Origin of the sequence: Mucilaginibacter flavidus (genome assembly GCF_024055575.1) — a bacterium.
Lineage (GTDB): Bacteria > Bacteroidota > Bacteroidia > Sphingobacteriales > Sphingobacteriaceae > Mucilaginibacter > Mucilaginibacter flavidus.
On record NZ_JAMXOE010000008.1, the window covers coordinates 25,017 to 37,846 of the forward strand.

Sequence of the window (12,830 nt, forward strand, 5' to 3'; positions counted from 1 at the left end):
CTTCGCCGTTGCAAGGTTGAAATGTTGTAAAGTTGGAATGTTGTTTTCTAAAATTCTTCCCAACTTTTCAACCTTGTAACTTTCCAACTTTACAACAATTTCCACAACTTTTCAACCTTCAAACATTCAAACATTCCAACGTTTTTCCAAAAAACAAATTTGCGTTTCGCTTTCTTTATGTTTTATTTGCAAAAAAACTGCTTAAATGGCTAAAAATTTACTCATTGTAGAATCTCCGGCGAAAGCCAAAACCATCGAGGGATACCTTGGCAAAGACTTTACAGTAAAGTCGAGTTACGGGCATATCCGGGATTTGGTTAAATCTGATGATGCCATTGATGTTGCTAATAACTTCAAACAAAACTACGAGGTTCCTGCTGATAAAAAGCAGGTAGTGAGCGAGTTAAAGAAATTAGCAAAAGAAGCAGATATGGTATGGCTAGCGTCCGATGAGGACCGCGAGGGAGAAGCTATATCATGGCACTTGTTTGAAACATTGGGTCTTAAAGATGCCACAACAAAGCGGATTGTATTTCACGAGATTACAAAGCCCGCTATACTGCGCGCAATTGAAACACCGCGAAAAATAGATTATAATTTAGTTAATGCACAGCAGGCCCGCAGGGTGCTCGACAGGCTGGTTGGTTTTGAGCTTTCTCCTGTTTTATGGAAGAAGGTAAAACCATCTCTTTCTGCCGGCCGGGTACAATCGGTTGCTGTTAGGTTGATCGTCGACCGCGAGCGGGAAATAAACAAGTTTAAATCTGAAGCGGCATTTAAAATAGTTGCCATATTTGGCAAAGGTAAAGACGCATTTAAAGCTGAACTGCCTGAGCGTTTTACCAAACAGGAAGATGCTGAAAAGTTCCTGCAGGATTGCCTTGGCGCCGACTTTGACGTAAAATCATTAGAAACCCGCCCGGCAAAACGCTCGCCGGCCGCGCCCTTTACCACGTCGACCCTACAACAGGAAGCAAGCCGTAAATTGGGCTATTCTGTGTCGCGTACTATGCAGGTGGCGCAAAAGCTTTACGAAGCCGGGCATATTACTTATATGCGTACTGACTCGGTTAATTTATCAGATACCGCGTTAAATGCTGCAGCTGCCGAGATTGTATCGGCCTGGGGCGATAAGTACCACCAGCACAGGATTTATAAAACCAAAAGCGCCAGCGCACAGGAAGCGCACGAGGCGATAAGGCCTACTTATTTTAATAAGCATACTATTAGCAGCGACTCGAGCGAGATGCGCCTGTACGACCTGATCTGGAAACGCGCCATCGCCTCGCAAATGAGCGAAGCGCAGTTTGAAAAAACCACCGCAAAAATCAACGTATCAACACGTAATGAGGATTTGGTTGCCAATGGCGAGGTAATGAGGTTTGATGGTTTCCTGAAAGTTTACCTCGAATCGAGCGATGACGAGGAAGATAATCTCCAGGATGGTGAAAATACCATGCTGCCGCCTTTAACTAAAGGCCAGCGTTTGGCACTGCAGGAAATGTCGGCAACGGAGCGCTTTTCGCGACCGCCTGCACGTTACACCGAAGCGAGCCTTGTAAAAAAACTGGAAGAGCTGGGCATTGGCCGACCGTCAACCTATGCCCCTACTATATCAACCGTACAAAACCGCGGTTATGTGGTTAAAGAAGAACGTGAAGGTAAACAACGCGCTTTCCGCGTGCTAACCCTTAAGGGCGATAAAATTACCAAAGAAGAAAAGGTGGAAAACACCGGCGCTGAACGCGGCAAACTGTTCCCTACAGATATTGGCGCCGTAGTAAACGATTTCCTGGTGCAACATTTTAAAGATATTGTTGATTTTAACTTTACCGCCAGCGTTGAAAAACAGTTTGACGAGATAGCCCAGGGATTGCAGGAATGGACGGATATGCTGCATAGCTTTTACACCCCATTCCATAAAGAAGTAGAGAACACCACTCAAACGGCTAACAAGGCAACCGGCGAGCGTGAGTTGGGTGTGCACCCCGAAAGCGGCAAGAAGATATCGGTGCGTATCGGCCGTTTCGGTCCGTTTGTACAGGTTGGCGAGAACGCTACCGACGAAGAACCGGAAAAGCCATTATATGCCAGCTTACGCGCCGGGCAAAGCATTGAAACCATAACCGTTGAAGAAGCGCTTGAACTGTTTAAACTACCTAAAAAGGTGGGAATGTTCGAAGATAAGGACATGACGGTTGCTATAGGCAAATTCGGTCCTTATATAAGGCATAACAGCGCTTTTGTATCGCTTCCAAAAGGTATCGACCCACACGATGTTACCGAAGAGAAAGCTATTGAGCTGATACTGGAAAAACGCCAGAAGGATGCCGACAGGCTGATAAAAGCGTTCGACGAAGATGCTACCATGAAAGTATTAAACGGCCGCTGGGGCCCTTATATTGAATTTGGCAAACTGAACGTTAAAATACCAAAGGACAAAGACCCCTTAACGCTTACCTACGAGGAATGCAAGGCCCTGGCCGATGCAATGCCGAAGGATGTAAAAAAAGGGCGTTTCGGCAAAGCAGCACCGGCAGCAAAGGCCGCACCTGCTAAAAAAGCCGTTGCAAAAAAGGCTCCTGCGAAGAAGAAGGCAGCGGTGAAGAAAAAATAGATTAGTTGATTAGGTTGATTGAGTGAGTGGTTGATTAAGTTAATTTTCAAAACTCAATCAACTTAATCCAACCCAATCAACTCAATCAACTAACAATGATAAAAGACCTCCCCGATAACACCGTAAAAGATATTGCAATTGCAGTGGCGCTGGAGAAAGAAAGCGTGGAGAGCAAAATATGGTACGTTTATATCATTAACCTTAAAAACGAACCGATTGAAAATGTGCTGATAACCTCAAAAGGCTATGGCGAAAAGGATGGTGAACAAGTTAAGACTTCCACCCTCCGCCACATGTTCCCCTTAGTTGAAGGCAATTCGTTCAAAATTATCGAGCCGATTGATGAGCAAACATTCGGCCTCAACAACGAATATTGGTTAAGCTACTACATCGGCACACAGATTTACGACAAAAAATTTATCTTTTTACCCGAAAGTATTGTTGAAATGAACTTTACCCGGTTACCCGTGATTAACAAGGTTGGGGTGATGATTAGGTGATAATTTATCCTACCTACTTTTTGTTTTTCAGTTGCTATCAACAATTTCCAACTGCTACCTATCGTAGTATCCAAAAAATAATTCCGAAATCGAAATTCCGAACGGCGAAGCCTTCTCGAAGGCCTTCTAAAACAAAACAAAAAAACCTGAGAAATTCCGAAATAAAGAATTAAATTACAAGGTAATTAACAAGCCTAACCATGGATACTTTCTACAGCCTTTTCCGTACCCGGAAAGGATTAATCGGCACCGGTGTTTTTCTGATACTGGTGGTTTTAACCATTTTTATTATTTTCCGACACCGCCAAAAACCAGGCATCGACCCGGAATTTAGTAAGTATATCGAATCGTACACCACCGGGATAATATCCAAGGGGAGTACTATTAAAATCCGGCTGGCGAGCGAGGTACAGGTTAGTCACGAACAAAATGCGCAGCTAAGCGATAAACTTTTCAGCTTTTCACCATCCATAAAAGGCAAGGCCTATTGGATAGATGCCCGCACCGTCGAATTCAGGCCCGAAGGAAAACTCGACCCAGATAAAAACTACAGCGGCGATTTCAAGCTGAATAAAATAATTGATGTACCCGGTAAATTCGAAGACTTTAAGTTTAGCTTTCAAACTATAAAGCCCGACTATACGGTATCATTCGTCGGCTTGCAAACCGCCACCAATACTTCACTTGATAAAATGAAGTTAAGCGGCCTTATCCAAACCGCCGACAACGAAGATTCGGGCGAAATTGAGAAAATCATTACCGCAAACTTTGTAAACCCCGTACACATCAGTTGGGAGCACAATCCGGTTGCCAAAACACACCATTTTGTGGTGACCCAGCTTACACGCGGTAATGGTCTGATAAATCAGGTTACAGTTAACTGGGATGGCGGTAGCCTCAATATCGACAAAAAAGGCAGCCAGCAGTTTGATATACCAGCCATCGGCGATTTCAGGGTGCTTGACATAAAGGCTGTGCAGGATAACGACCAATATGTTTTGGTTCAATTTTCGGATAACATAATGATTGGCCAGGAACTAAGTGGCCTCGTAGGCATGGGCAACGTAACCGATGCCGCCTATACCATTGAGGGAAGCACCGTTAAGGTTTATTCGCCCGAACATTTGCAGGGTAATTACAGCGTTTTTGTAAACGAAGGTGTTGAAAATATATCGCACAAAAAAATAACCAAAGCCTATACAGGCAATGTTTTTTTTGAAAACCGTTTGCCATCAGTCACTATTCCCGGCAAAGGCGTTATTTTGCCCGATTCCGGAAAACTGATGATGCCTTTTGAGGCAACCAATTTAAACGCGGTTGACGTAAGCATCGTAAAGATTTATGAAAACAACGTACCACAGTATTTCCAGAATAATGGGTTTGATGGCGGCGAGGAATTACGGCATGTAGGCAAGCCTGTAGTCCAAAAAACCATCCGGCTTGATGAAGACAAAAGCCTCAACCTGAGTAAAAAAAACCGTTTTATGCTGGATATCGACCAGCTTTTACGTACCGAACCCGGCGCAATTTATCGCGTAATCATTGGTTTCCGGAAAGATTACTCGATATACAATTGCAAAGCCGGTTCGCCGGTTCAAAAAAATGCGGATGATGACGAAGGCTATGGCGGCGAGGGCAGCAGCTTTGGCACCAATACAGGTACTATAAGTGATGAAGACGACGATTTTTGGGCGAAGTATGATAATTATTACCCGGAAGAATACAACTGGCAACAGCGCAACGACCCATGCACCAACTCTTATTTCACCAAGGATAGATGGGCTGTACGGAACATTATTGCATCAAACATAGGCCTTATTGCCAAACGGGGCAGCGATAACAGCATGCTGGTTGCGGTCACCAATATTTTAAGCGCTAAACCTATGAGCGGCGTCGAGCTGGAATTGCTGGACTACCAAAAGCAGGTAATACTCAAAACCACCTCAGATGGTGACGGTATGGCTAAGTTTGATATGAAGCGCAAACCTTACCTGCTCGTTGCCAAAATCGGTAAAGAACGCGGCTATTTAAAATTGGACGATGGCAGTTCATTGCCGCTCTCCCGTTTCAACGTGGGCGGCGAGCAGATACAAAGCGGACTCAAAGGCTTTATTTATGGCGAGCGCGGCGTATGGCGGCCTGGTGACTCGATATTTATGTCGTTTATCCTGGAGGACAAGCTTAAAACCCTCCCGGCAGACCTTCCGGTGCAGTTTGAGCTGTTTGATACCAATGGCAAACTCTACAGGAGGCTTACCCAAACAAAGTCCTTAGATGGCTTCTATAGCTTCCACACAGCAACCGAAACCTCCTCGCCTACCGGTAACTGGAGCGCTAAAGTGAAAGTTGGCGGCGCTGTGTTTGAAAAGAGCGTGAAGATTGAAACCATAATGCCTAACCGCCTTAAAATAGGCTTAACCTTTGGCGGGGCAAAAGAATTAACCAAAGGCGGCGACGTAAGCGGGGCACTCACTGCACAATGGTTGTTTGGCGGAACGGCGCAAAATCTGAAAGCTAAGGTTGACGCTTTTTTGTCGCCAAAAACAACAGCTTTCAAAGGTTACGAAGATTATGTATTTGATGATCCTACCTTAGCCTTTACCACGCAAACCCAAACCATATTCGACGGCCGGCTCGACGAAAATGGCAAAGCATCGGTAAACACCAATATCAATATCGAAAAACAAGCGCCTGGGCAGCTGAATGCCAACTTCCTGGTAAAAGTATTTGAACCGGGCGGCAATTTTAGTATACAAGCGCTGAGCATGCCTTACAATGTCTACCCGGGCTATGTGGGCATTAAGACAGAAAAAGGCAGCGACCTTTCAGGTATGCTGGTTACTGGTAAAGATCATGATATTGATATTGCCGACGTAGACGTAAATGGGAAACCGTTTGAAGGCACCCGCAACGTTGAACTGGAACTCTACAAAATACAATGGCGCTGGTGGTGGGACGAAACAGGCAACCAAATGAGCAACTTTACCCAGGATAAGTACAACAAACTGGTAAAAACAGCAAGTGTAAAATTGGTCAACGGTCGCGGCAAATGGAACCTGCACATCAACCAGGCCGATTGGGGGCGTTACCTTATCCGTGTTAAAGACGAAACTACCGGGCACTCAACCGGTAAGATATTATATGTCGACTGGTCAAATTGGTCGGAAAGGTTGCAGCAAACCAACCCTACCGAGGCTGCGATGCTTTCGTTCACTGCTGATAAAACCAATTACAAAGTTGGCGAAGATGCGACCCTGACCATCCCTACCATGTCGGACGGCCGCGCGCTAATCAGCTTTGAAAATGGCAGCAAGGTTTTAAAAACCACCTGGATTGATACCAAAAAAGGACAAACCCGTTATACCTTTAAAGTTGATGGAAACATGGCGCCAAACGTGTTTGTAAACGTTACACTGCTACAGCGACACTCGCAAACGGTTAACGATTTACCTATCCGGATGTATGGGGCGATACCGCTTTCTGTTGATAACCCGGAGACTATCCTGAAACCGGTTATCAGTATGCCTGATAAAATAAAGCCTGAAACACAGTCGTCTATCACCGTATCTGAAGCATCGGGCAAGGAGATGACTTACACGGTTGCTATTGTTGATGAGGGCTTGCTCGACATCACCAACTACAAAACACCTGATCCGCATGAGACATTTTACGCCCGCGAGGCGCTCGGTGTAAAAACCTGGGACTTATTCGATTATGTTATCGGCGCATTTGGCGGCGGGCTTGAGCGAATTTTAAGCATAGGTGGTGACGGTACCGGTGGCGCCAACCGCAATGTATCGGTAAACAGGTTTAAACCTGTTGTGAAGTTTTTAGGCCCATATCACCTGGATGCCGGCGAAAAGCAAACCCATGCGTTTACACTGCCCCAGTACATCGGTTCGGTAAAAGCGATGGTAATAGCCGGGCATAACGGCAGTTACGGCCGTGCAGAGAAAGTTGTAGCTGTTAAAAAACCTTTGATGATACTTGCTACACTACCACGTGTTTTAGGCCCGTCGGAAAAAGTGCAGCTGCCGGTTACTGTTTTTGCCATGGAAAACAACATCAAAACGGTTACTGTCCAGGTACAGTCGAATGCATTTAGCAACATGGCTGGTAATAACCAAAAGACCATCACCTTTACAAAAACCGGCGACCAGCTTGTAACTTTTGATTTAAGTGTTAAAGATTTTGTGGGCGTGGGTAAAGTGCATATAGTTGCCAAAAGTGGCGGCGAGACTGCTGCTTATGATGTTGATTTGAATGTGCGCAACCCTAACCCACCGGTTACTAAAATAACAGAAAAGGAACTGGCCGCGGGCGAAAGCTGGAATACTTCGTACGCTGCAATAGGGATAAATGGCACCAACAAGGCTGTGCTGGAGGTTGCTTCCATCCCACCGCTAAACCTTACCAAACGTTTAAATTATTTAATTGAATATCCTTACGGCTGTGTTGAGCAAACTACGTCATCTGCATTTCCGCAGTTGTATTTGGGCCAGTTGCTCGACTTGAGCGCCAGGCAAAAAGCCGAAACGGAACGAAACATAAAGGCAACTATAAACCGGTTAAACGGCTTCCAGGTTAACAGTGGTGGTTTAAGCTATTGGCCTGGTGTTGGCGAGGCCGATGAATGGGGCACCAACTACGCCGGTCATTTTATGCTCGAGGCACAAGCCAAAGGATACAGCCTTCCGCTTGGGTTTATCGAACAATGGAAAAAATACCAGAAATTAAAAGCAGTAACCTGGGCGCCAGATTCGCGCAGCTTTTATGGGGCCGATTTAACACAGGCCTACCGCTTATACCTGCTGGCCCTGGCACGTTCGCCCGAACTTGGCGCCATGAATCGTTTGCGTGAGTTTAAATACCTCAGTATTGAAGCCCGCTGGCGATTAGCTGCGGCCTACAAATTGGCTGGCCAACCCGAAACTGGTTTGAAAATGATTGCAGGGTTGCCATTAACCATCAAACCGTATAATTCAATGTATGGCACCTATGGTTCTGATTTGCGTGATGAAGCGATGATTTTGGAAACACTCACCCTGCTCGGACAGCAACAAAAGGCAGCAGGCGAATTACGTTTGGTTGCAACCCATTTATCGGAAGATAGCTGGTACAGCACCCAAACTACAGCCTATTCGCTGATTGCTGTTGCCCAATATTGTGGTCAAAACAAATCAGCAGCCAAACTTACCTTTAACTACAAAGCGGGTAATGCACAGGCTGCCGTTAATTCGCAGTCGTATATGTGGCAGTTGCCTGTTGATGCAAGGGGCGGCAATGTGTCGCTAAAAAACAACGGCAATAACAGGTTATACATTAGGCTGATACAACAGGGTCAACCTTCATCAGGACAGGATATACAAACCCGTGTTGATCCTGATGTATTAACCCTTCGAGTAGGTTATTTCACGCTCGGCGGAAAACCGGTAGACCCTGCCAGCCTGAAACAGGGGACAGATTTTGTTGCCCAGGTAAATATTAAAAACCCAGGCAAACGCGGCCGTTACGATAACCTTGCACTTACACAGATATTCCCGTCCGGTTGGGAGATACTGAATACCCGGATGATGAACGGCGCTGAAGCCTTGACTTCGTCCGAGTCAGACTATCGCGATATCCGGGACGACCGCGTGAATACCTATTTCAGCCTGCCCGAAGGAAAAGAAGTAACCTATTATGTGATGCTGAATGCGGCCTACGCCGGCAAGTATTATTTACCGGCAACGTATTGCGAGGCGATGTACAATAATTCGATAACGGCATTGATAAAAGGGCAATGGGTTGAGGTGGTGAAGTAGAGATTAGTTAATTGGAGGTTGGTGATTAGACGAAATGCGGAGAAGGCATTTTGTCTAATCTCTAAACGCTCTGACGTTAATGTAATAAACTTTTCCGGGCATCGTTTTATTTCCCGCCAACTAAACCCAACAGATCATTTTTATTTAAAGAATTTAAAAACGAGGTATCCGTTTTAATCAAATCATTAGCCAGATCGGTTTTAGCTTCCTGCAGCAGCATGATTTTTTCTTCGACTGTAGCAGGGCAAATTAAACGTACGGCTACAACCGGTTTGTCCTGTCCAATACGATGACAACGGTCTATCGCCTGGTTTTCAACAGCCGGGTTCCACCATGGGTCTACAAGGTAGACATAATCAGCCTCGGTCAGGTTCAAACCTGTGCCTCCCGCTTTCAGGCTCACCAGGAAAACCCTAACATCAGGGTTATTTTGAAATTCCTCTATAACTGCCTGCCGGTTGCGGGTTTGGCCGGTAAGGTAAGTAAATCCGATCTGCCTGCTTTTTAACTCTATCCTGATCAAATCCAGCATAGACACAAACTGCGAAAACACCAATATTTTATGCTGGTGCATTTTACCATCAATTTGCTCCAGCAGCATATCAATTTTTGAGGATGCATTGCCCGGCATCTTCTCCCCTTTTATCAGCAGCGGCGAGTCGCAAATTTGCCGCAGACGGGTAATGCCTTTCAGTACATCCATGGATTTTTTCTCCAGTTGTTCGCTCGTAGTTGCTGAAATGTAATCCCTGAACTGTTTTTCGTAAGCATCGTAGATGGTGCGTTGCTCGGGTTTCATATCGCAATACACAACCATTTCGGTTTTCTCCGGCAAATCGGTGGCTACCTGTTGTTTGGTGCGGCGCAGTACAAAGGGCCTTATCTTATTTTGCAGTTCCATAGCCCGTTTGGAGCTCTTAAACATATCAATGGGCGATGAATATATCTGCTTAAAATACAACTTGCTGCCCAGCAAACCGGGACAGGCAAAAGACAATTGCCCGTAAATATCGAAGGTGTTATTTTCAATCGGTGTCCCGGTCATCACTATTTTATTGCGCGATTTCAGCAGCCTTGCAGCCTTATAACGCTGCGATTCAGGATTTTTAATCTGCTGCGACTCATCTAAAAAGATGTAGTTAAACACATAATCCTTCAAAAACACAATATCAGCCAACAGGGTACCATACGAGGTAAGTACCACTTCGTAACTGTCAAAATCATGAATATTTTTAATGCGGTCGGCGCCGTAAATAGTGCGAACCCTTATCGATGGCGCAAATTTTTCAATTTCCTGCTGCCAGTTAAAGATAAGCGAAGTAGGTACCACAACCAGGTTGGTGTTATGCTGATGTTTCTCACGTTGCGACAGGATGAAGGCAATAACCTGCACCGTCTTCCCTAGGCCCATATCATCGGCAAGGCAGCCGCCAAAATTAAAATCGTCCAGAAAATTCAACCAGCTTAGCCCCTGCTGTTGGTATGGTCGCAGGCTGCCAACAAATGCCGCCGGTGTGTCAATTGGTTTAATGGAACTAAAATCTGTTAATCGCTGGTGATAAATGCTGATTTCATTTTTCACCTGCTCGTCAAGCATTACCTCATCAAACAATTGCTCAATAACCGTAAAGTTGCTCCGGGCTATCTGAAGCGTTTCATCATCCACAATCTCACCAGAATTGAAGTAGCCTTTAAATTTTTCCAACCACTCAGCCGGCATTATGCCCATCGTGCCATCGTCCAGCTGAACATACTTTGTCTTATTTTTTACTGCGCGATAAATTTGCTTAAGCGATGCCCTTGTTTTACCGAATTTAGCATTTGCCACCACATTAAACCAATTAACGCCACTTAACACCTTAATGCTAATTTTTACTTTGTTGGGATTCAGCTTATTGCCTTCCAGCTCGTTAAAACCAAGAATGGTAATGTTTTGTTGCTGCCAATCATCAAACACGCTTAAAAACCAGTCCTCGTCTAAAAAGCGCTTTTTATGCAGATAAAAATAGGCCAGGTCGTTTTCCAGTTGTTCTTCAAAATATGGGTGTTGCTTAACTAGCAGCGCCGTAAAATCAATTTCGGCCTCATCATTGCGCCATACCATAAACTCCTTGCCGGTATTATCAACCGAGTAAATCTGCTTTTTTGTCCGTACCGATATTTCTACTTCACCATAGCGCATAACCGGGATAATCATTACATGCGCACCAAAATCCGACAGGTAAATTATCCGCTCCGTTTCGTTGGTAAAGCCCTGCTGTTTTAACTGCACCGGGGTGGCAATCGGGATATGTTTATAGTCTATCTTAACTTTTTCCTCCAACTTGTGCAGCAGCTGTTTTTTGAACTCGTTAAATTTTGAGGCATGCACCAGCAGGTTATCCGGCTGTTTAGTTAAAAGGTTAATCACATTCAGTTGCTGCAGGTTATCGGCCAGGTAAAGTCCTTCGCCTGTATCTACAAAATAGCTGAATTTTATTTTCAGGTCTTTTAAATCGTAAAGCCTGTTTTCGATCCCCAACGTAGCCGACAACTCAAAAAATTGGTCCTTTGGCTCAACTTCCAGTTTTAGCTCACGGGTAATCAGCCCAACCTTTACCGGAAAAATGGACGAGGCAGTAACCTTTTCCGAAATCTCATTGTTGTGATAATAAAAATAGTAACCAGGCGGATTTTTGATAATCGCGCGCAAAGCCATTATATCCGCATCGCTCAGCGTTTTATTAACGTGATTTTGGAATTTGTGGATACCCGTAAAAAACTTAAGTAACTGTGCATCTTCCGTCTCCCATATAAAATCCAGGGGCGGCAGGGTCGTTAGCGGGTTTTTTATTTTGCCTTCTTTGCTTATTTCGGCCCTGTAAAGTTCAACGAACAGGTATTTGTAATACTTGTGCTGCTTAAGTACTATACAAACCGCCCCTTCATCATTACTGCCTGCCGGAGCATTTTCTGCAGCAACCACATTATTCAGCAGGGCCAGGCTTTGTTTATTTACCGCTATCAGCGACGATAATCGCGGCTTGATCTCAACCTGTTTGTTGGTATACTCTATTTTGAAGTAATCGTCAAGGTTGGTTTCATTTTCCAACCCGTAATCAACAGCAAATTTCTTTAGTTTCCCGTGGCGCAGCTTATCGTCAAAAAAAATCTGCAGTTCGTCGCGCTTAATTATAGCTGATAATACTGCCGCCTGGTGTTCGCATAATTTGTCTTTTTCGGTATTGCAATCGCAGGTTAAGGTCAAATAATCATGCTCCTGCACAACGGTAACGTCAGGAAAAACAACTTTGCTGTGTTGGTTGATAAAAACACCGTGGTCGACCTCGAGCAGCAGCGGAAATATATGCCGGCTATTGGTAAGGTCCGAGTATATTCCGGCATAGCTGTGTTGAGCAATGCCTACATCCGTTAACGTATCAATACGCACGCCTTTTAAAACAACTGCATGTTTTTCGGGGCCGGCGGACTTGTTAGTAGATGGATTGCTCAAAAGAATTTGTTGTACCTGTTTGCAGGTAAATATCCGAACAAATAATAGCAATTGGTAACGTTGGGGAATGAAAGCGTTAGAATTGTTTGCGCGGCCTTTTTATACGCTGCATATCGGCACCGCCAGTATTGCGGGAGCCATAATTAGAGCGTGGCGGAATAACGGGTTTGTCTTCCCTTATTTTTACGTTGATTTGCCTGCCGCTTACTTTGGTACCGTCAAGTGCTTCAACAGCGCGTTCAGCACCCTCTTTGTCGGCCATTTCAAGAAACGCATAACCTTTGCATATTCTTGTCTTTTTGTCCCGCACAATTTTGATGGTGCTTATATCACCATGGAAACCAACAAGCATCGCGATGTCAAGTTCCGTAAATTCAAGCGGAAAACCGCCGAAAAAAAGTTTAACCATAAATCAT

General features: G+C 44.8%; 5 protein-coding genes. 3 read left to right on the plus strand and 2 right to left on the minus strand.

Annotated features, from left to right (window positions below; translation table 11 throughout):
- Positions 1 to 205: 205 nt before the first annotated feature.
- The 3 genes from topA to NAF19_RS13785 all read left to right on the plus strand — a co-directional run bounded on the left by topA (position 206) and on the right by NAF19_RS13785 (position 8,921).
- Positions 206 to 2,617, plus strand: coding sequence for a type I DNA topoisomerase (gene topA / locus NAF19_RS13775; protein WP_252790642.1), 2,412 nt, complete (start codon positions 206 to 208; stop codon positions 2,615 to 2,617).
- A 95-nt stretch (positions 2,618 to 2,712) separates the two neighbouring features.
- Positions 2,713 to 3,117, plus strand: a complete 405-nt coding sequence (locus tag NAF19_RS13780) for a hypothetical protein (protein WP_252790643.1) — start codon at positions 2,713 to 2,715, stop codon at positions 3,115 to 3,117.
- Between the two features lie 200 nt (positions 3,118 to 3,317).
- Complete coding sequence (locus NAF19_RS13785) at positions 3,318 to 8,921, plus strand: alpha-2-macroglobulin family protein (protein ID WP_252790644.1); 5,604 nt, start codon at positions 3,318 to 3,320, stop codon at positions 8,919 to 8,921.
- 106 nt (positions 8,922 to 9,027) lie between these two features.
- On the opposite strand, the gene NAF19_RS13790 is transcribed toward NAF19_RS13785, so the two are convergent.
- Positions 9,028 to 12,414, minus strand: a complete 3,387-nt coding sequence (locus NAF19_RS13790) for a DEAD/DEAH box helicase (protein ID WP_252790645.1) — start codon at positions 12,412 to 12,414, stop codon at positions 9,028 to 9,030.
- A 76-nt stretch (positions 12,415 to 12,490) separates the two neighbouring features.
- Positions 12,491 to 12,823 (minus strand): RNA recognition motif domain-containing protein, encoded by a 333-nt coding sequence (locus tag NAF19_RS13795; protein ID WP_252790646.1) that lies wholly within the window; start codon positions 12,821 to 12,823, stop codon positions 12,491 to 12,493.
- Between the last annotated feature and the right edge of the window lie 7 nt (positions 12,824 to 12,830).